Source organism: Cellulophaga tyrosinoxydans (assembly GCF_900176415.1).
GTDB lineage: Bacteria > Bacteroidota > Bacteroidia > Flavobacteriales > Flavobacteriaceae > Cellulophaga > Cellulophaga tyrosinoxydans.
Window position 1 is genome coordinate 98,505 of the sequence record NZ_FWXO01000002.1, and the last position, 21,230, is coordinate 119,734.

A 21,230-nucleotide genomic window follows, 5' to 3' on the forward strand; every position below is an offset into this window, starting at 1 on the left:
AATGTGAATTAAAACAATAGAGATATGAAACTAGTGCTTGTAACTTCAGTGGAAGAATTCCATGAAAATATTCTAAAGCTTTTTAAAAAAGCAGGAATACATAGTTTTAGTGAATCTGATATAGATGGTCATAAAAATGGAGCTTCATTGTTGATGGCTAATAGTTGGTTTCCTGGTGAAAAGGGAGGAAATAAATCGAGAATGTATTTTTCCTTTGCAGCAGAAGATGAAATAGAGGCCTTGTTTGAATTACTAAAAAATTACAATCAAAATCTGGAAACCAACAACCCTATTAAAGCCGTTGTTCTTCCAATAGAAAAATATTTATAAATTTTAAAGCAAATAATATGTTAAACAAATATTTTAGAATTATTGTCGGAATAATGGTATTGCTAAGTGTTGTACTTACGGTTTACGTAAATCAAAATTGGATGTGGTTTACGGTATTTATTGGCGTTAATTTAATTCAATCTGCTTTTACAAAATGGTGTTTATTAGAAACAATTTTAATGAAATTAGGTGTTAAAAAAGATACGGGTTCTTGCTCGTCTTGTTAGGTATAGCAATTAAAAGCTACTTCAATAACTCGGTAATAGGACTATTGAAAGTAGCTTTTTTAAAGTATTCTCTACTCCCCTAGTAATCCAAAACTTCCTTTAGTTAAAATTTGTTCTTTATCACTAAAACCAGACGCAGAAGTAATTATAGAGTACCCATTATAACTTAATTTTACTGTAACCTCTTTTTCTACAAAAGAATACAAATTATTCGCAGAGTTTTTCAATACTAGAACATAAGACGTCTCTCCAAGTGTAACAATAGCTTCAGATGGTATGGCTTTAGAAGTAAACGAATCCGTAATAATTTCAGCTTCAACAAACATACCTGTTAAAAAGTTATGCTTAGATTCATCCTCAATATGCGCATGTACTTTTATTGTTCTATTATCTTCAATTGCGGTACCGACTAAATGAATTTCACCTTGAAATATTTCTTTTGAAGCTTCTGGAATTTTAAAGTTTACTTTTTGACCTTTTTTTATTTGTAGTATATCTTTTTCAAAAACCGATAATTCAATATGAATATGATCATTGTTTACAATCTCTAAAATTGATGTGGCAGGTGACACATAGGTACCTTTATAAACATTTACCTTGGTAATACTGCCTGAAATAGGTGCATAAATGCTAGCAATTGAAGTAAAATTACCATTAGCAGCATTAGTTGGTGAAATATGGAGCATTTCTAGCTGCTTTTTTATACCGTTCAATTTCGCCGTTGCAGATTTATAGTCGCTTTCTGCTTTAAGATAATTTTTCTGTGAACTTACCTGTTCATCATACAATGTTTTTTGTCTGTCATATTCCGCTTTTAAATAAGCCATTTGCTCTTTAGTTTCTAGATATTCTTGCTGTAAGCTTACGAAATCGGGATTTTCAATAGTAACCAAAAGTTGCCCTTTAGTTACTTTGTTTCCAATTAATAATGGCGTTGTTTTTATATATCCGCCCATTGTAGCACTTACTATAGCCTTATTTTCGGGTGGAACATCTATCATGCCAGTAGCAACAACTACATTAGGAAAATTCTTCTCTTCAAAACTTCCAATTGTCATCTGGTTTTCCTCAAATTGCGCTTTAGAAATTTGGATTTCCGAACTCGAACTTTCGCTATTTTTACTAGTGCTTTCGGAAGCTTCTTTCTCTTTATCTCCACAGCTAAAACCAATTACTAGTGTGGCAATGATTAATATTTTTATAGTTATCTTTTTCATCTTTTTAATTATAAGGTTAAGTAATTCATGGCACTCACCGTTTCATTATAGGCTTGAAGTTTATCTAAATAGTTTAGTTTTAAACCGTAAGCACTTTCAATACTTTGTATATATTGGAAAAAATCTATTTCCCCATTTTTAAAACTACTAATTGCTGTTTTTAGAATTTCATTAGAAAGATTCTCTCCTTCATTTTCGTAAAAATTTAGATCTTTTTCTAATTGAAGAACTTGCAAATAAAGGTTCTCATGCTTTGTTTTTAGTTGTATTTCATAATCTAATGCCTCAGAGGCAACTACATCTTTAGCCAATTTTGCTGCTTTTATCTTAGCTGTTTGTCCGTTTAAAAACAACGGTATTTTTAGGCCTAATTGATAGCCAAATAAATTGGTTTGCAATTGTGAATTAGAGCCTTGAAAATAATTAAGACTTAAGTCAGGTAATAGCTTTTGCTTTTCAAACTTATGCTCCAATGCGGTAAGTGACTGCTTATTTTTGTATAGGTCTAGCTCAGGTGTTTCTTGTAAATTGAGTAAAACTTGCTCAATTTTTAATACTTGCTCCTTCGCAATTTCTAAGCTGTCTTTTGATTGCACAATTGCGTTGATGGATCTATAAAGTATTGCAACATCTTGCTTAGCTTGTTGATACTGAAGTTGTATTTGTTTTTGCTTGGAATCGGCCGTAATCTTTTCTAGATAATTAGTTTCGCCAAGTTCAAACCGTCTGGAAGCCATTTTGGAAAAATTGGTATACAAGCTGTCCAAACCTTTATAAAGTCGCTCTTTTTCTTTAGTTATTTGATATTGATAATACGTGCTTGTTAGATTTCGTTCTATAGCTTTCTGTTGAATTTCGAAAAAACTGGTAGCAACATCAAAATTAGCTTTCTTGGCTTTTCTTTCAGAAAAATAGAGTGTTGGAAACCTAAAATCTTGCTGTATACCATATACTTCTAAGGGTAAATTATTAGCAGCCAGATTATTTTCATCATACTCATAATACAAATGTGTTTTGTCAAAAATTACACCAGAATTAATTAACGCATCGGCCTGATTAATACTAACTCTACTAGCGTTTAACGCTGCATTATTCTTTAAACTCAATGCAATTAGATCATTTAGTTTTAATGGCGCTTCTTGGGCATTCGTTGGTATAAAAAACAACATTCCAATTAGTGTAAGGATACTGTTGGTCATTTTCTTATTTGATGATTTTTCCATTTTAGGGGTATTTAAATAAGCGAATAAAACAGGAAGAACAACCATTGTCAATAAGGTTGAAGTAATTAATCCTCCAATTACTACAGTAGCCAATGGGCGTTGTACTTCGGCTCCTGCATTGGTTGATATTGCCATAGGCAGAAAGCCCAATGCTGCAGCGGAAGCAGTAAGCAATACGGCACGAAGCCTGTCTTTAGCTCCTTGCTTTATTAAGGCTTCTAAACTTAAGAACTCATTAGAATGTTTTAATTCTTTAAAATGTTCAATAATTACAATTCCGTTTAATACCGCAATTCCAAAAAGTGCAATAAATCCAACTCCTGCAGAAATGCTAAAAGGCAAATCTCTAATCCATAACAAAAGCACACCGCCAACTGCTGCTAAAGGAATCGCAGAATAAATCATTAATGCTTCTTTAACCGACTTAAAAGCGAAAAAGAGCAGAATAAAAATTAAAACAAGTGCAATTGGTACTGCCACTAACAATCTAGATTTTGCACTTTGCAGATTTTCAAATTGTCCGCCGTAACTAATAGAATAGCCTATTGGTAGCTTAACGTTATCGTTAATTAATTTTTGAATATCATCAACCACAGATTGTAAATCGCGATTACGCACATTTACTCCAACAACAATTCTGCGTCGCGTATCATCACGAGAAATTTTGGCTGCGCCTTTTTGATAGCTAATATCCGCTAATTCATTTAGCGGTATTTTACCACCTGACGGCAAATCCACATAAAGATTTTTAAGGTTATCAATATCCATACGTTTGCCTTTATCTAAACGTACAACAAGATCAAAACGTTTTTCTCCTTCAAAAATACTTCCGGCAGTCTTACCCGCAAATGCCATAGAAACTAAATCATTCAAATCTTGTATATTTAGACCATAGCGTGCTATTTTAGAACGATTGTACTTGATACTCATTTCTGGCAAACCAGCAATTTTTTCTACCGATATATCTGCAGCACCAGGAACATTCTGAATTAATTCGCCAATTTCATTCCCTTTTTTAGCAAGAATACTTAAATCATCTCCGAAAATTTTTATTGCTATATCTGCTCTAACTCCCGTAATAAGCTCGTTAAAACGCATTTCAATAGGCTGAGTAAATTCTACTTCCATACCTGGAATTAAGGCGAGAGCTTCTTTAAATTTATCAGCAAGTTCGTCTTTAGATTTTGCTGAAGTCCATTCTTTTTTTGGCTTTAAAACTATAATTACATCGCTTTCTTCCATTGACATAGGATCAGTAGGTACTTCTGCAGCACCAATACGCGTTACTACTTGTTTAACTTCTGGAAAATTTTCTAAAAGGATGTTCTCGATTTTTGTAGTTATCTCCACAGTTTTACTTAACGAAGTTCCTGTTTTTAACACAGGTTGAATTACAAAATCGCCCTCATCTAAGGTTGGTACAAACTCCCCACCCATCTGTGAATAAAGAAAGCCAGCAATCAACAATAATGAACCTGCAATTATAAGTACTGTCTTTTTACTTTGCAATGCCCAGTGAATGACAGGTTCATATTTTTTAGTTAACCAATTCATTAATTTTACCGATATATTTTTCTCGCTAACTTTTGATGGTTTTAGAAAAAGTGATACCGCAACCGGAACATACGTAAAACAAAAAATCATGGCACCAACTAGGGCAAAACTAAACGTGAGGGCCATTGGTTTAAACATTTTACCTTCCACTCCGCTTAATGATAAAATTGGTATAAAAACAATAAGAATAATTAGTTGACCAAATACCGCAGAATTCATCATTTTTGATGCGCTACTTATGGTAATAGTATCTTTTAAAGCTTGTTTTTCTGATTTAGCAAGGGAATTTAATTCGGTACTTTTTTGAGTAATTTGAAATGCAATAAATTCCACAATAATTACTGCTCCATCGATTATAATTCCAAAATCAATAGCACCTAAACTCATAAGATTTGCATCTACGCCAAAAATATACATTAAGGAAAGTGCAAAGAGTAAACATAATGGAATAACCGAAGCAACAACAAGCCCTGACCGAATATTACCAAGCAAAAGTACAACCACGAAAATGACAATTAAACATCCTAATACGAGGTTTTCTGTGACTGTAAAAGTAGTTTTGGCAATAAGTTCACTGCGGTCTAAAAAGGCGTTAATGTAGACCCCTTCTGGTAATGATTTAGAAATTATTTCCACACGTTCTTTTACTGCATCAATTACTTTTTTAGAATTGGCATCTTTCAGCATCATTACTTGCCCTAATACCTTTTCGCCTTCACCGTTAGCCGTAATTGCACCAAACCTATTTGCATTACCAAATCCTACTTCAGCAACATCTTTTATGTAAATTGGTAATCCGTTTTCGTTTTTAACAACACAGTTTTTTATATCATCTAATGAAATTATAAGTCCTTCTCCACGTATAAAATAAGCCTGATTTACTTTTTCTATATATCCGCCACCAGAAATACTATTATTCTTTTCTAAAGCCATATAGACGTCTTGCGACGTAATATTCATGGCATTTAGTTTTTCGGTATTAATGGCAACTTCATATTGTTTTAAAAAACCTCCCCAAGTATTTATTTCTACTACTCCAGGAATACCAGATAATTGCCGTTTTACTATCCAATCTTGAATAGTTCGTAATTCTTCCACAGAATAGTTATTTTTATACTCTGGTTTTACATCTAGCGTGTATTGGTATATTTCGCCCAAACCTGTTGTAATAGGTCCCATCTCAGGTGTTCCAAAGCCGTTTGGAATTTTCTCAGATGCGGTTTTAATTTTCTCTGCAATTAATTGCCTAGGCAAATAAGTTCCCATATCATCATCAAAAACTATAGTAACTACAGAGAGACCAAATTTTGAGACAGACCGTATTTCTTTCACGCCTGGTAAATTTGCCATTTCTAACTCCACAGGATAGGTTATAAACTGTTCCATATCTTGTGTAGAAAGATTTCTAGAGGTGGTGATTACCTGTACCTGATTATTGGTAACATCGGGCACAGCACCTATGGGAATTTGAGTTAAGGAATACAATCCAAAACCTATAATAAACGCAGTAAATAATAGTACTACGAGTTTATTTCGAATACTGAATTTTATAATATTTGATAGCATTTTTCATAAAAAAACAATTAAACAAAGACCAAATCAGAAGTATTTCTGTTTTGATACGAGATAAAATGTGATTTAATTATGAAATACGTGGAGGTTGCAATATGCCAAAGGCATGCAGAGAAGAGACTGGCTCTTGATAAAAAAAGTTGGGTGTTCTAAATTCTGAATAATCTATTGATTTGAATTCTGTTGCATACGAATTTAAAATATAAACCGCTGAAGAGGCTAGGTGTGATATATGCTGAAAAGGAAGTTTTTCATGCTCTTCTTTTTCTTCTTGATGTTGCTTTTCATGATCAGTTTTTAGCTCACCATAATGTTTCGATACAAATACAAAAAAATCATCTCCATATTCCTCGCTATGAAATTTCGCGTGCTCAACTAACTCTCCCATTTGCGATAAGTCGCTAAAACATATTCCAAAACTTTGGAATAAAATTGTCAGTGACATTAGTATGGAAGACAGTCGAATCATTATAACAAATATATTAATAAATATTCTGAAATCTCAGCTAATTTATTTGTTTTCAATATAAATAACATCAATTTTACTTTTATAATATATTGATTATCATTATAATAACATTATTGTTTAATTTATTTTTAAAAAGATTAAACATTTTGTAACTTTACCTAGAAATTACATTAATTAATGTATTGATGTTTACTAACACAAAAGCACATGTTTGGATTATTTAAAACAAAGACAACAGAAGAAAAACTCTACCAATCTTATAAAAAATTATTGGAAGAAGCACATCAACTTTCTACTACAAACAGATCTTTAAGTGATCAAAAGGTGTTTGAAGCTGAAGAAATTATGAAAAAAATCGATGCCTTAAAAAAGAATGATTAATGAATTCTAAAAAACCAGATTCTGTAGTATTCAATCCCAATACGCAAACCTATGATGCAAGCTTAAAACCTTACAGTACAAGTGTGGGAGCACCAGTTATTACACCTATTGATACTATTGCTTGGAAAAATAGAAGTATAAATAAAGTAAATCATAGAATTAAGTCAAGATATCAAGAAATTAAAGCTGCCTACGAACTCATGCTTAAAGAATTTGAGTACAATAATTTAATTTACAATGCTAAATTTTCATTCGAACCAATCGTAGGTCAAATTTATCATCTTTATTCAAAAATGGACGGAACTAATTTCCTATCTATAATAGAACCAGAGCATTGCAATTTTGAGTTTATTGGGAGTTTTTATCTAAATGCAGACCTAATTTGGGAAAAAAATGAAGGATAGTACAACGGCGGAATTTACAGAAAGACAACTAGATCGTATCATTGAAATGGCATGGGAAGACAGAACTCCTTTTGAAGCCATTGAATATCAATTTTCATTACCAGAAAAGGAAGTAATAAAGCTTATGCGCTCTAATTTAAAAGAAAGCAGTTTTAAACGGTGGAGAAAAAGAGTGAATAGTGGCGTAAGTCAAAAACATTTAAAAAAGCGTAATCCTGACATTACAAGATTTAAATGCTCTCGACAAAAAGCCATTTCTGGCAACAAAATAAGCAAGCGATAATGACAGCCAACAATAGCATTCCTAAAGTAGGGTTTCCAACAACAATAACTGAAATAGTTTCTCGTATTGGTGAAATTAATCCAAAAAAATATGCCAGCTCTAGAAATTATATAGACGGATCCGTTTCCTATTTATCCCCATACATTTCAAGAGGAGTACTATCTACGAAACAAGTCTATCAAAACCTTTTAAGCCGTGGTTATAATGTATCAAATTCTGAAAAATTTATTCAAGAATTAGCCTGGAGAGATTACTGGCAGCAGGTATGGATTAGTAAAGGCGATGCTATAAATACCGATTTAAAGCACCCACAGCAAGCGGTAGAAACTACAAAAATATCGAAAGCCATTGTGTTTGCTAAAACAGGGATTGAGGCTATCGATATTGCAATTAAAGAATTTTATGAAACTGGATACCTTCACAATCACATGCGGATGTATATAGCGAGTCTGGCATGTAATATTTCTAAAAACCACTGGAGAACTCCCGCGCAGTGGATGTATTATCATTTACTCGACGCAGATTGGGCGAGTAATGCTTTGAGCTGGCAATGGGTAGCTGCAGCAAATAGTAATAAAAAGTATTATGCGAATCAAGAAAATATTAACAGATATTGTCATACAAACCAAACTGGGACTTTTTTAGATATTGCCTACGATGATTTTGAAACTTTGGAAACTCCATCTCACCTTATTGATAGCACGCTGCCTGAATTAAAAACTATTCTACCTAAGTCTGATAACTTAAAAATTGATTCGAGCAAACCAACACTGATTTACAATTTTTACAATCTAGATCCAGATTGGAAAAAAGAAACAGATGCAAATAGAATTTTACTTTTAGAACCATCTCTTTTTGAAAAGTATCCAGTTTCAGAGAATACTATAAAATTCACTTTAGCATTAGCAGAAAATATAGCTGCTATACAGGTATATGTGGGTGAGTTTAATGAATTGACCAAATTGTATACTTTAAATCATATATATTTTAAAGAGCATCCATTGAGCAAACACTACAAGGGTATTGAAGAGCCTCGTGATTGGATGTTTTCGGTCAAAGGCTATTACCCATCATTTTTCTCATTCTGGAAAAAATGTAAGAAAGAATTAAAGAACAATACCGTAAATGATGAATCTTAACCAAGAAGGGATTAAAAATCTTACTAGAGTTGACCGTATAAAAATTATCAACTCAGTATCCGGAATTAAACCCGCCAATCTTATTGGGACAATCTCGGAAGATGGTATTGCTAATGTGGCTATATTTAGTTCGGTGGTTCATTTAGGCAGTGATCCAGCTTTATTAGGCTTTATTTTGAGGCCTACAGGTGAAGTGCCACGAAATACCTTTGATAACATCCTCGCAAACCATTCCTATACCATAAATCATATTCATCCTGATTTTATTAAAAATGCGCATTATACCTCAGCTAAATTTGATAAAGATATTTCGGAGTTTGAAAAATGCAATCTGGAGGAAGAATATATAGCAACTATAAAAGCGCCTTTTGTGAAACAAAGTTGTTTTAAAATGGGTATGGAATTTCGCGAAGCATTGCCAATTAAATTGAATGATACCATTTTAGTAGTTGGCGAAATTGTTCATTTAATAATGCCCGACGCATTAGTAAATGGTGATGATGACATTAATCTAGAGCACACAAATGCAGTAGGTATTTCTGGTTTAAACAGTTACTACTCCGTTTCTAAAATAGGGGAATTTCCGTATGCGCGAATTCATGAAGTCCCGAAATTTTAATGAAAAAAGAACATTTACCTTCTAAAATATGTATAGTTTGTCAACGTCCATTTTCTTGGAGAAAGAAATGGGGAAAAACTTGGGAAGAAGTAAAATATTGCAGTGAACGCTGCAGAAGAAATAAAACCAAATGATTAAAAAAGCTACGCTTATATTTCCCCATCAATTGTTTGAAAATATATCAAACTTAGATACAGAAACCCCAATATATCTTATCGAGGAATTCCTGTTTTTTAAACAGTATAAATTTCATAAACAGAAAATAGCATTGCATAGAGCAAGTATGAAATGTTATGAAGACTATTTGAAATCAAAAAAGCTGAAAGTACATTATGTAGCAACATCTTCACCCCTTTCTGATATTAGAAAATTAATTGTTCACCTTAATGAACAGAACATAAAGCAACTTAACTATACTGATGTAACAGATTATTGGTTGCAAAAAAGAATTTTAGAGACTTCTAATGAGTTTGGTATTGATTTAAATACATCTGATTCTCCTTTATTTTTAAATACTAGAAAAGAGTTAAAGACCTTTTTTAATTCAGAAAAAACCAATTTTCATCAAACTACATTTTACGTTCAAGAAAGGAAAAAGAGAAAAATTTTACTGGAGGAAAATGACAAACCACTAGGCGGTAAATGGACTTTTGATACAGAAAATAGAAAAAAATATCCCGCCAAGAAAACGCCGCCTTCTATAAATTATCCTTTACCTACAGCGTATCATAAAGAAGCTAAAGAATATGTAGATAAGCATTTTACAAATAACTATGGGTCACTCACCGAAGAGTGCTACTACCCTATTGATTTTGAATCATCTAAATTATGGCTAGAGCAATTTTTGGAGCAACGATTTTTAGAATTTGGAACCTATGAAGATGCTATCGTTGCAGAAAATTCTTTGCTTCATCATAGTGTTTTAACGCCAATGTTAAACATAGGGCTTTTAACCCCAAAATACATTATTGAAAGAACCTTAAATTTTGCAGAAGAAAATGAAATACCTCTAAACTCTGTAGAAGGATTTGTACGGCAAATCATTGGCTGGAGAGAATTTATGCGTGGTATGTACGAGTTAAAAGGTAATATACAACGGACCACTAATTTTTGGAAATTTAAAAGAAAAATTCCAAAGTCATTTTACACTGGTGATAGTGGAATTTTACCCATTGACCAAACCATAAAAAAGGTATTAAAAACAGGATATTGCCATCATATAGAGCGATTAATGCTTTTGGGTAATTTTATGCTCTTATGTGAATTTGATCCTGATGAAGTTTATGTGTGGTTTATGGAATTATTTATTGATGCCTACGACTGGGTAATGGTTCCGAATATATATGGTATGAGTCAGTTTGCAGATGGCGGTTTATTAGCAACAAAACCCTACATAAGCGGGAGTAATTATGTCATGAAAATGAGTGATTATACCAAAGGTGACTGGCAAAAAACTTGGGATGGACTATTTTGGCGTTTTATGCATGTACATAGAGATTTCTTTAAAGGAAACCCAAGATTAAACATGCTAGTAAGTATGTTTGATAAAATGGATGATGATAAAAAAGAGTTTCATTTGGAAAGTGCCAACAGCTTTATTTCAAAATTAAAAGAATCGTAAAAACATTCATCTAAACAAATTTTCTATTGGACTATAGTAACTAGCATTTTAAAGTATTAGGCAGAAATTAATAGACTTTATGGTATAATTTAGGTTAAAATCTTAAAAAAATCAATGTTATGAAAACTAATAAAACATACTATTTTATAGCTCTTACATTATTTGCTATTGCCATTATAGGCGCAGTTGTAAACTCCATTATAAATTATGACCTTGTAGCGTTAAAATTAAAAAGTCTTGGATATCCTGTTTATTTAATATCTGTTATTGGAACAGCTCAAGTATTAGGTTTAATTTTAATGATTACAAAGCCAAATAAATGGCTAGTGGAATGGGCTTATGCAGGTTTTTTTATAAATTTTACCTTTGGAATTATAGCGCATTTATTGGCAAAAGATGGGAATGGTGCAACGGCCGTTTTTGTTTTTATAATACTTCTAGTGACTTATTTTTTTGAAAAAAAGGTTCGTCATGATAAAAAATTTCAAAAAAAGGAAGTAAAACTTACGCTTAGCAAATAAACATTCATCGCAACATTTTATATGAAATTATGTGAAAAATTATTTGTGGTAAAAACATAAAAAAACCGCCAAATAAATGGCGGTTTTCATTTTTTAAAAATAAGATATTTATTTCTTTATAAGTTGCTGCGTTCCTTGCACTTTGCCGTCAACAATTATTTTTAAATAATAAAATCCTCTAGGTAAATACCACAAAGTTAAAACGGATTTATTATTCCCCGTATTCAAATGATCTTTGGATTTATATACGGTTCTTCCATTAAAATTGTAAACAACATATTCTGCTTTTGCTCTCTTGGTAGTATTAACATCCACGATAACATAAGACACAAATGTATTTGGATACACCTTGTAAGTAATTTCATCTTCCACATTTTCATCATCACAAGAGCCTAAGATATCTCCATGATTTAGATGTGATTGTACTGCATTTGACGAAACACAAATGCTTTGTCCCTTATGACATATTTGTACTTTTGAAGATTTATTATTCTTCCCACAAGAAACATCAACCACATTTACTTGTATAGTTGCCTGTGTAGAACAACCTTTTGCATCAGTAATCGTAATAGAATAGTTAGTAGTTTCCTCAGGACAAACGGTTATGTTCTCAGTGGTTTCACCTGTATTCCAAGAATACAAGTATGGTGCTTCTCCACCCCAAGTACTTGTTACACCAATAGTTGTACAAGCTTCAGAAGAATAGCCATAATAAACCGTTGTGTCTTCTGTTATCGTATATGCTATAGGTAATGCTTCCCCTACAGTAACATCTGCCGTTAGCGCGGATCCAAGTGCATCGGTCACAGTAACAGCATACACTCCACCTACCAAATCAATTGCGGAGGCAGAAGATTGCCCATCGTTCCATAAATAAGTATAAGGAGCAATCCCACCCGAAACATTTACAGTAGCAGTACCATCCTGCGCACCAGCACAACTAACGTCAGTTGCCTCAATAGCTGTTATTGCAAATTCATTCAACAGGAATCGTGCAGAAACAGGGAAATGATCTGACGTTGTAGATGGATAATCATAATCATAAAACTCATACCCAACACTAACTGACTCATTAATATATATAGGAGCCACTTCATTAGAAACCATAATATGATCTATCATATTTTCTCTAAACACATAAGAACGGTAATCTGCATCACTCAAGACACTTGTAAGAATGGTATAGTTTAATGGGTCATTTACATATTTTTCAAATGTACTTGCAGAAGTTGCAACATTATCCGCAACAGTTTCATCCACATCATCATTAAAATCGCCTAGCACAATTAAGTTTGAATTTGCATACTGTGCGTCTAAGGTATCTTTTAAAACCTCAACATCATATTTACGCATATCATAACGCTCTTGAGAATCTGTACTACCATTCGCTCTTGCATGTAAGGCCACAATGTTAAATTGTTTCGTAATACCATCTAAAGTAACATCTGCAGTCATCATAAAAGGTAATCTTCCACTTGCATAAAAACGAGTTTTATCAGCAACAGGATATGCAGCCAAAGCAGCATCATCTCCACCATTATAATAAGGATGAATTGATGTTAATAGTGGTTTAGTTTCTACAACGGATACGGTAGCAGTATTATAAATAAAACCTACTTTTTGTTGTGTTCCTGTTTCATCATTTGGATAGGATACAGCTTCAGAAAGCACATAAGCGTATCCAGGTAATTCGCTTACCATTTGAGCAAATAATACGTCATCAGAAACTTCTTCTACAGCATAAACATCTGCATTTAGTTTTTGAATTATTGTTTTAACACTATCTTTTTGAATGGCATCAGAATTTGGGTTACCAGCTGTAGGTGCATTGGTTTCGTCACCAAACCACTCAATATTCCAAGCAACCACATCGAATGTTTTTTCTTTTGATATCGTAACCGTACTACCCAATGGAATATATTCTCCTGCGCAGGCCATATCTGATTTCATTCTTGGTAGTAATTGATACGTTTCGAAAAAACGACCAACTACTCCGGTAATTTCAGAACATGCTTCAGGTTGCCCTAAACCAACAATGGCTTTTACATCATTATCAATACGCAATTCTCCATTACCACTTGAATCGCTTAGCAAGTAATTAGAATTTCCAAAAAGTATATCCCCAGGTTTTGGAAAACTTGGGTTAAGTATGGTAACCAATTCTGCTGGATGATTACTTATTTCAGCTAATGTAATAGTTATTGGCGCAATCGGATTTGTAGGCAATCCGTTATTTTCTACAGCAGTAACAGCACTTATCTGAATTTGATCATTAAAAGCACTTCTTGTTCCTGTTAACGTAATAGAATCTCCCACCATAAAATTACCCGTACCATGCACCGATTGATCAAAAATGGCAATAGCTCCAGTTGCATCTTGTATATAAGCCGACCCTGCAAATTCATCTGCCACAGTTAAAACACCACTTACTGTAACTAATTCTCCTTCTGCCGAATTACGAGCCGATAAAATGGAAATCGTAGCAGGAGGTGGTATAACTGCTCCATTTTCTTTTCCTGGAGATGGTAAAGCTTGAATATAAGATACCGTATTTCTTAAGCCTCCGCCTCCATTAGGAATGCGCTGCATGGATTGATTATCCTTATCACCCAATCCAGCTTCATTTATTTGCTCTTGACCGGTATTAAGTAATACTAATAATTCTAAATCATCACTATCATCAGTATCATATACTAAAGCATCTAAAAGCGAATCGTTTACTAGAACGGCAGTTCCATTAGGAAAATTAGAAGCATCTCCTAAATATAAAGCGACTGCATCTGCTCCATTTTGTAATCCATTTGTAGTAAATGCAGGTAAATCTACATTCTCCACTAAAGCACTACCTATAACAAAATAACCATTTTCATTGGTGGTATATCCGTCTAAATCAATAGCATTATAGCTTAGATCATTGCTTCCATTATATAATACGACCACTAATCCATCTAAAGAAGTATTACCAATTCCACCATCAAATAACTCAATGAATTCTAAAGCATCTGTACCAGGTGTATCAGAATCTACTTCATTTATAACAATCTGTGGTGCACCTGTAATTTCGTAGGTGGCAATTGGAAAAGGATTCACTGCGGAGGCATTTGAAGTCTCATTATCTAAGGCATCAATTCCACTAAATATCCAATTATCTAATATAAATGTAGTACCATCTGGGCCAGTATTTACTTTTCTATAGGCCCAACCATCCGCATAATCCCATGCTTGGCCAGTTCCATCAACATTTATATCACCAAAAATATCTACAACAACACCATCTTTAAACAACTCAATTGCATCATCGCCATTAATCGCTGCAGCATTTACCACAAATTGAGGCGAAAAACCAAAGAATGAAGTAAAGCCTGGTGCTTCTGAAGAAATATAAATAAAATCTCCTGCAGCGGCGGATTGTACAGGAAAGGTAAACTCTTCACCATCTGTTCCTCCTCCATTATTTGCAGAACCAAACCCGTATATACTTAAATCGGGAATATCTTGTGTAACATAGAATTCGATTGCTTTAGGTATACCACCAGTTAGTGGTCCGTCTACGATACCTGTGATAACTAATGCGCTTGTATTCACACCTGTTTCGGCCAATGTATTTATAGTAATTGTGGCAGTCGTATCTGATGTATTGCCCGATGCATCTACTGCAATTATTGTAAAAGAATATAATGTATTTGCTGCCAAATTATCTAATGTAACTACCGTAGTAGCTGTAGTTGCCAATAATGTAGTTCCATTAAAAATTTGGTATTCTGAAACACCAATATTATCCGTTGAAGCATCCCAAGATAACGTAACATTTGATGATGAAATATCTTGAGCTAGAATATTGGTTGGTATGCTAGGTGCCTCAGTATCTATTTCTCCTGCAGTTACATTCTCTGTGCCAGGAGTTGGTATTAACATTGCATACGCAGCAGTATTTCTAGCACCTCCTTGTCCGTTTGGAATTCGCTGCATAGAATTTATTGTGCCATTACCACCTTCATTTTCATCAACCTGAGATTGACCTAAATTTAATAATGTAAGAAGTTCTGCATCGTCAGCATCACTTGTACCATAAACGATAGCATCTTGTAATGAAGCATCAATTAAAAGTGGTGTACTATTTGGAAAACTAGATGCATCACCAGTATATAAAGCTACTGCATCTGCTCCATTTTGAATTCCATTTGTAGTAAAAACTGGCAAGTCTACATTAGGCACATTAGCACTACCTACCACAAAATAGCCATTGGCATTTGTTGTATATCCATCTAAATCTATGGCATTATAACTTAAATCATTACTGCCGTTATACAAAACAAGTACTAAACCATCTAATGAAGTGTTTCCTAAACCACCATCATATATCTCGATAAATTCTGCTGCATCGGTACCATCTTGATCAGCATCAACCTCGTTAATAAGTATATTTGGGATTGCAGAAATTGCGGTGCCTTGTAATTGTATATCATCAAAACCGGCAAAATCAGAACCTCCATTTTGCTTTACGAAAAGTACTAAACTTACATTAGATACCGTATTAGGCACAGTATTACTTATTACTTCCCAACCTGTTGTACTGTATGGGCTACCAACAGTAATAATTGAAGTTCCTTGAGAAATGTTATCATAAATTAATTCATAACTAATACTATCCCCATTCGCCACATCGTAGCCATCAACATTAATAGCAAAAGAAAGCACTACATCATTATATCCGGAAATATCTATAGTATTAAAAGAAAGTGTTCCACCATCCGTAGTGCCACAATTACCTTCTAAATCTTGAATTCCGAAAAAGTTAGCCCCTGAATAGGAATTTGTAATACTTCCCAAATTAGAAACAACATCCCAAACATCTCCTCCTCCATCATTACAAGATACAGGAGAAAGCGAATATGACCAACTGTCATTTGAATTCCCCTCAAATCCTTGGAACACAATATGATCACCTGATGGTGGTGTAATGATGCCATCATCTAAAGTAGTCACTGAAACACTATTACTATCTTCAGAAGTATTTCCTGCGGCATCCAATGCTTTTACTGTGAAAGAATAAGTTGTATTGGGTAACAAACTTGTTAAGCTAATGCTCGTATTTGTAGTAGAAGTGTAAAATGTTGCACCGTTGAATATCTGATATGCTATAACACCTACATTATCTGTAGAAGCGTTCCAGGTTAAAAATGTTTCTGTTGCGGTTGTATTTGATGCCAGTAAATTGGAAGGTACACTTGGTGCTTCCACATCACTTGAACTGTTATCAAATCTATTTTCTGCTTGTGGTCCTCCCCAAATTGTTGTGGCAAAAGCAGGGTTGTCAATAAAAGGATTTCTATTCCCTTGAATACCTTCTAAAAGAACATTTCTATTAATTTCTACTTGTGAAACTGGATCTTCAGCATTCCATTCTAAAAATATATCACGCATTTCAGCATTATAAGTGGAACTGCCTAGACCTACAACATTAGGCAAACAACGTTCGCCATAGCGTATAAACATATACATCATCATACGAGCTACATCGCCTTTCCATTCATCGCCTGGGTAAAAACCACCATTTATAGCTCTAGCATTGCCTTCTGCATCTATATAAGCTAGATTACCTCGATTACCATTAAACTGAACATCTGAAGCTCTTAAATGATGCGCATCTGATCCTGGACCTGTTTCTCCTAAATTTGGATTACCTAATGACTTAGGATATGTATGTTCTCTGTTCCAATCTCCTACATTTCCACCATTCATATTTTTAGAACGACTTCTATCATTCGTAATATCTGAATCGGTATCATTATAACCATAAATTAATAAAACATTATTCGGATTTGCTGGATCTAAATCTGTTTGTTTTAAGGCATCCCAAACACCTGGTGTGTAACTTAAAATAGTAGTTTGGGTATTTGTTACTAATGTAGCAAGGTTCGTTTTTAAACTTTCCCCTGTAGCCTCTATATTTGTCCCATTGTAATACGAGGGGACTTGGGCAAGACCAAAGTTTAAAATTAATAGCGTAAAAAGCCAAATAAAAAGGCTCTTTCTTAAGTAAAGTTGTTTCATATTGGATTAATTATATTAGTATAAACAAACTTAAGAAAATAGCCCTGAAATAGCCTGAGAAGTTATTAACGTTTGGTTAAGAAATGATATAATTAATGCAAATAATTGCTGCTATTATTAACAACAAATTTACCTATTTATCTAATACCATTGTATTTGAAAGTTAAATACTTAAAATAATTTATATTAAACAAAAAATCTATCACTATATTCTAAAATAATCAACAATTTTTAGTCGTAAAATACCACATTCAAAAAGCTTAATTTGTAATTTAAATCGAGAATAAATGATGAAATAATATTTGAAAAATATCCAAAAATATTCTTCTTTTATCATTTTATAAATAAATACATAAAAATAACTTCAGTACGTACTAATTAAAGCCCTAAAACAGAAAGAAAACTGGACTTATAACTTTCTCCAATCGGAATTCTTATATCGTTTATTACTATTCTATTGCGCTGTACTGTTTTAATAAAATTTACATTAACGATAAAGGATTTATGCACTCTTAAAAATTGATTAGCAGGAAGTTTATCCAACAATTCTTTAAAATTCATTAGTGTCAAAACAGTTTTATTGGTGTCTTTAATATGAATTTTTAAATAATCTTTTAAACCTTGCACATACTCAATATCATCTAGATTTATTTTAATACTCTCGTATTCGGCTTTTACAAAAATGAATTTTTTAGATTCACTAATTTCTCCTGTTGATGAAAATACATTTCCTTCCATAGGCTTATCATTTTTAGATAATAACTCTTTAGCTCGTGAAATTGCTTTAATAAATCGATGATACGGTATAGGTTTTACCAAATAATCTACCGCATTTAGCTCAAAACCTTCAACTGCATATTGCGAGTAAGCTGTGGTAAAAATAAAAAGTGGCTTATTATCAAGTGATGTTATAAAATCAATTCCGCTAATTTGTGGCATCTGAATATCACAAAAGAGCAAATCAACCTTTTTCTCTTTAATAGCGGAGATTGCATCAAGCGGATTGGTATAAGCCCCCACCACTTCAATAAACTCTAGTTTATCGCAATAATCTTGAATAATTTCAATTGCTAAAGGTTCATCATCGATAATAATACATTTCATAATTATAATTTTAAGGTAAGCCGTACGCAATAATTTTCTCCATCATTCTCTACAAATAATTCATGAGAATTTGGATATAAAATGTTTAATCTATTTTTAATATTTTGCAAACCCACACCCGAATTACTAGGCTCTTTTTGAAATACTCCAATTTTATTTATGATACTAAAATGAAGCGATTCTGTAAAGATAGATAGGTTAATTTTTACATTTGTTTTTCCTTTAAAATCTGTACCATACTTAAATGCATTTTCAATAAAGGATATAAAAAGTAACGGTGCTATTGCCTTATTGCGTTCTTCACCAGAAATTTTTAAACTAACGTTTTCACTATCCGACAATCGTAATCTCTGTAACTGCACATAGCTTTTAATATATTCTAGCTCTTTGGACAAAGGCACTAGGTCTTTATCTGCTTCGTAGAGCATATAACGCATTAGCTCCGATAAATTAATAATTGATTCAGATGTATTTGGTGATTTTTTTACTGATAAAGCATATATGGCGTTTAAAGAATTAAAAAGAAAATGCGGATTTAATTGGGTCTTTAAAAATTGCAATTCGGAATTTACTTTTTCATTTTCTATAATTTTCCTTACATCTTCATTACGTTTCCACTCTATATAAATTCTTAATAATGAACTAATTACAAACGGAATTCCGAATGTAATTACAGACATAAACCACCTTCTAAATTCAGGTAATTCTGGTCTTAAATTATGCTCCTGTATAGCAGGGTTTTCAACAGACAATGCTATGATACTATTAAACAAATTGACTATTAAACCACAAATAATAAGTAAAACTGCTGACATTACTATGTAATTAACAGTCTTCTTTTGAAGTAAAATTTTAGGAATTAAATAATAATAATTAATGTAAAATATTACGGTAGCCAATAGTAATCTTACCAATAAATCTGGGGGAATTGGTCTCTCTTGTGTAATAAACGGATACAATAAAAGCCCATAGAAAAACACCCATAATATGCTATGGATAAGAAATTTTAAAAGGCCTTTTTTTGTAATGTGCATATATTAAACTATCATCAATTACATTCTTATGTTCAAGTTGTTCAATTCGTTAACAGTAACCACTGGACTTTCATTTTCAGTAATTTTTTCCATTACTAAATTTGCCACTTTCTGAGCATCTTTTTTAGTTACGAATGACTTTTCACCTTGTATAGCCGGGATAAAGTTTTGTTTAATAAGGGTTTTATCGTATGTTTTTATGTAATAACCATAACCATTACCAACATTAAAAACCTCCGAATATAAAGGTTTCTGAATGGTCAATGCTTGAAATAGTAAAACAACTAACACTATAAAATCAATTATGAGAGCTCCCAAAAGTATGGTCTTATTGCGTTTATCTATTTTCATTTATTAAAACTTTAAGAAAAAAGGGATTGTCTAGACTATTCCAATCCCTTTAAAATTAATAACTCAAAACTACACTTATTACTAACTTAATTAATCTTCATCATCATATTCCGCAAATGGGAAAAACTCGCTTAAATCATCTAGATATAGGGTTCCAGAACGACCAAGTCCAACAAAAGCTCTTGATCCGTTTGAAAAATAAGCAGGATCTTGTCTTGTGGTTCCCTCGAAACTAGTTTTTAGCTCCCATGTATCTACAGATGGGTCATATTCCCAAACAGATGAACTAGCTCCTCCTCTTTCTCCACAAGCTATATATCCATATCCATTTAAAGCAAAGCCTGCTGCGTTGCTTCTTGTTATAGCATAGTCATCCTCTTCATCTAAATCTAATTTTTGGGTCCAAACTTCAGAAGTAGGATCAAACACCCAGAAATCAGTTAAATAAACACCATTAGCTACACCAGTAGCCAAATAAGCTTTGTCATCTATAATAAAGGATGTAGCTGCTCTTCTCTTATTGCCTCCAAATCCTACGAGTTCTGACCAAGCATCTGTACTCGGGTCATATTTCCAAAAATCTTTACGATCATTATCGCCATCAAAACCAGTTCCAAAATACCCAAATCCGTTTAAGCCAAATGCCACTGCACTTCGCCTTGCTGTTGAAGGGAAATCTGCAATTTGAGTCCATAGATTGGCACTTGGATCATAGGCATAAAAATCTGCTAATTCATCTAAGCCGTCATAACCCGACCCTATATAACCTTTATCATTAACGGCAAAACCTACCGCTGCATTACGTGCCACACCTGTAAAATCTGCCTTTTGAGACCAGTAATTACCATCCATATCATATGCCCAAAAAGATTTTAAATAATCATCGCCATCATAACCAACACCCATATACCCTATGTTTCCAATAACAAAACTAGAAACACCACTTCGTGGACTACCATCAAAAACCGATCTTGTAATCCAATTACCTAGTTCATCGTCATCATCATCACTGTTTGAGCAACTCGTTAGTAATGCCAACAATGCTAAACTCAAAATTGATATACTTTTAAACTTAAAATCTATTTCCTTCATATGTAATTTTTTAAGGTTCCTTTTATTTCGAATCA

The 21,230-nt window shown here is 33.1% G+C and carries 18 protein-coding genes; 10 read left to right on the forward strand and 8 right to left on the reverse strand.

What is annotated here, in order from left to right; all coding sequences use genetic code 11:
* The first annotated feature begins 24 nt into the window (after positions 1 to 24).
* Together B8963_RS07440 and B8963_RS07445 are read left to right on the forward strand one after the other, a co-directional pair.
* Positions 25 to 330 (forward strand): hypothetical protein, encoded by a 306-nt coding sequence (locus tag B8963_RS07440; protein WP_084060852.1) that lies wholly within the window; start codon positions 25 to 27, stop codon positions 328 to 330.
* A 17-nt stretch (positions 331 to 347) separates the two neighbouring features.
* Positions 348 to 557 (forward strand): YgaP family membrane protein, encoded by a 210-nt coding sequence (locus B8963_RS07445; protein ID WP_084060854.1) that lies wholly within the window; start codon positions 348 to 350, stop codon positions 555 to 557.
* A gap of 71 nt (positions 558 to 628) precedes the next feature.
* Here B8963_RS07445 and B8963_RS07450 read toward each other — a convergent pair whose 3' ends face one another.
* From B8963_RS07450 to B8963_RS07460, 3 genes are all read right to left on the reverse strand, one after another.
* Positions 629 to 1,774, reverse strand: a complete 1,146-nt coding sequence (locus B8963_RS07450; protein ID WP_084060856.1) for an efflux RND transporter periplasmic adaptor subunit — start codon at positions 1,772 to 1,774, stop codon at positions 629 to 631.
* Positions 1,775 to 1,782: 8 nt separating this feature from the next.
* On the reverse strand, positions 1,783 to 6,117 hold the full coding sequence (locus tag B8963_RS07455) for a CusA/CzcA family heavy metal efflux RND transporter (RefSeq protein WP_084060858.1): 4,335 nt from the start codon (positions 6,115 to 6,117) through the stop codon (positions 1,783 to 1,785).
* 76 nt (positions 6,118 to 6,193) lie between these two features.
* A complete protein-coding gene (locus B8963_RS07460) occupies positions 6,194 to 6,568 on the reverse strand; it encodes a hypothetical protein (RefSeq protein ID WP_234989627.1) in 375 nt (124 codons plus the stop codon).
* A gap of 231 nt (positions 6,569 to 6,799) precedes the next feature.
* On the opposite strand from B8963_RS07460, the gene B8963_RS15850 reads away from it, so the two are divergent.
* The 8 genes from B8963_RS15850 to B8963_RS07495 all read left to right on the forward strand — a co-directional run bounded on the left by B8963_RS15850 (position 6,800) and on the right by B8963_RS07495 (position 11,560).
* Positions 6,800 to 6,973, forward strand: coding sequence for a Lacal_2735 family protein (locus B8963_RS15850; protein WP_143312487.1), 174 nt, complete (start codon positions 6,800 to 6,802; stop codon positions 6,971 to 6,973).
* Entirely contained in the window at positions 6,973 to 7,377 is a 405-nt protein-coding gene (locus tag B8963_RS07465) for a DUF2452 domain-containing protein (protein ID WP_084060862.1), read from the forward strand. The genes B8963_RS15850 and B8963_RS07465 overlap by 1 nt, the downstream gene beginning before the upstream one ends.
* Positions 7,367 to 7,660 carry a TIGR03643 family protein gene (locus B8963_RS07470; RefSeq protein WP_084060864.1) on the forward strand — a complete coding sequence of 98 codons (294 nt, stop codon included), beginning with the start codon at positions 7,367 to 7,369 and terminating at the stop codon, positions 7,658 to 7,660. The genes B8963_RS07465 and B8963_RS07470 overlap by 11 nt, the downstream gene beginning before the upstream one ends.
* Positions 7,660 to 8,799 (forward strand): FAD-binding domain-containing protein, encoded by a 1,140-nt coding sequence (locus B8963_RS07475; RefSeq protein ID WP_084060866.1) that lies wholly within the window; start codon positions 7,660 to 7,662, stop codon positions 8,797 to 8,799. The genes B8963_RS07470 and B8963_RS07475 overlap by 1 nt, the downstream gene beginning before the upstream one ends.
* Complete coding sequence (locus B8963_RS07480; protein WP_234989628.1) at positions 8,786 to 9,418, forward strand: flavin reductase family protein; 633 nt, start codon at positions 8,786 to 8,788, stop codon at positions 9,416 to 9,418. The genes B8963_RS07475 and B8963_RS07480 overlap by 14 nt, the downstream gene beginning before the upstream one ends.
* Positions 9,418 to 9,552: a DUF2256 domain-containing protein gene (locus B8963_RS07485; RefSeq protein ID WP_084060869.1), complete on the forward strand. Its 135-nt coding sequence runs from the start codon at positions 9,418 to 9,420 to the stop codon at positions 9,550 to 9,552. The genes B8963_RS07480 and B8963_RS07485 overlap by 1 nt, the downstream gene beginning before the upstream one ends.
* Positions 9,549 to 11,039, forward strand: coding sequence for a cryptochrome/photolyase family protein (locus B8963_RS07490; RefSeq protein ID WP_317043705.1), 1,491 nt, complete (start codon positions 9,549 to 9,551; stop codon positions 11,037 to 11,039). Before B8963_RS07485 ends, B8963_RS07490 begins: the two co-directional genes overlap by 4 nt.
* Positions 11,040 to 11,158: 119 nt before the next feature.
* Entirely contained in the window at positions 11,159 to 11,560 is a 402-nt protein-coding gene (locus tag B8963_RS07495; protein WP_084060871.1) for a DoxX family protein, read from the forward strand.
* A gap of 108 nt (positions 11,561 to 11,668) precedes the next feature.
* Here the strand turns inward: B8963_RS07495 and B8963_RS07500 are convergent, their stop codons facing one another.
* From B8963_RS07500 to B8963_RS07520, 5 genes are all read right to left on the reverse strand, one after another.
* Positions 11,669 to 17,614, reverse strand: coding sequence for an endonuclease (locus tag B8963_RS07500; protein ID WP_084060873.1), 5,946 nt, complete (start codon positions 17,612 to 17,614; stop codon positions 11,669 to 11,671).
* Between the two features lie 378 nt (positions 17,615 to 17,992).
* The gene (locus B8963_RS07505) at positions 17,993 to 18,718 is read right to left on the reverse strand and encodes a LytR/AlgR family response regulator transcription factor (RefSeq protein ID WP_084060875.1); all 726 of its coding nucleotides are present in this window, start codon (positions 18,716 to 18,718) and stop codon (positions 17,993 to 17,995) included.
* Between the two features lie 2 nt (positions 18,719 to 18,720).
* A complete protein-coding gene (locus tag B8963_RS07510; RefSeq protein WP_234989629.1) occupies positions 18,721 to 19,533 on the reverse strand; it encodes a sensor histidine kinase in 813 nt (270 codons plus the stop codon).
* 237 nt (positions 19,534 to 19,770) lie between these two features.
* A complete protein-coding gene (locus tag B8963_RS07515) occupies positions 19,771 to 20,103 on the reverse strand; it encodes a DUF4907 domain-containing protein (RefSeq protein WP_084060879.1) in 333 nt (110 codons plus the stop codon).
* A 90-nt stretch (positions 20,104 to 20,193) separates the two neighbouring features.
* Positions 20,194 to 21,195: a Kelch repeat-containing protein gene (locus B8963_RS07520; RefSeq protein ID WP_084060881.1), complete on the reverse strand. Its 1,002-nt coding sequence runs from the start codon at positions 21,193 to 21,195 to the stop codon at positions 20,194 to 20,196.
* Positions 21,196 to 21,230: the final 35 nt, after the last annotated feature.